This window comes from Cupriavidus sp. KB_39 (assembly GCF_052114485.1).
GTDB lineage: Bacteria > Pseudomonadota > Gammaproteobacteria > Burkholderiales > Burkholderiaceae > Cupriavidus.
Window position 1 is genome coordinate 1 of the sequence record NZ_JBFREV010000151.1, and the last position, 726, is coordinate 726.

At 64.7% G+C, this 726-nt stretch carries 1 protein-coding gene; it reads left to right on the plus strand.

Features of this window, described 5'->3' with window-relative positions; all coding sequences use genetic code 11:
• Positions 1-38 precede the first annotated feature (38 nt).
• Positions 39-726, plus strand: a 688-nt coding sequence (locus AB4Z27_RS29225; RefSeq protein ID WP_441646008.1) for a toxin VasX, incomplete at its 3' end; no start/stop codon positions are given.

Sequence of the window (726 nt, forward strand, 5' to 3'; positions counted from 1 at the left end):
GCTCAAGATCGCTCAAGCCTTGCAGTGACGCCGGACACGTGGAACTGGCTGGCTGCATCGGCATCCCCGATGCTACGCAGGCTGGCATTGTCTGGTTTGGCTACTCCGACGTGCAATGGACGCGGACCGTCATGGACGCGCACCGAGGAGCCGCCGGCAAGCCGCTGCGGGAACTGCACATGCGTCCGTTTGACGCCGGCGCGTGGGCCAAGGCGCATCAGATCTCCCCGGGCAAGCCGTCCGGCAATGGCCGCGGCAACACGCCCCATGCGGTGCCGATCGACGCCCTGGCCACCACCGTGGCCGACTACGTGCCTGTCGCCAGATCGGCAGCCATCGGCCCGCGCGCCTTCATGCCGCCTTCCGCGCCCAACTTTAGTGGGCGCGCAGGGCGGACCGATGCCACCCAATCAGCTTGCCACCGCCGCAGCCCTGGCATGCAGGCCGCCATCATCGCACTGGACGACCCCGCCGGCGTTGCGCAAGACCTCGCCGCCCTGATCCACTGGCATCAGGAGCGCTTGCTGGACACCTACGTCCCGGCGGGCAAGTACGACAAGAAGAACGGCTATGGCAACTATCCCACCACGCACCGGAATCTGATTGCACTCGATGGCGCCATCAAGTCATTCCGGCAATCCAATGACGAGAAAGTGAAACTCGAGGTGTTCAGTACGGCGAATCACCTTGCGAACTACCTTGAGGGCAGCTACGAGTTTGCGAGGC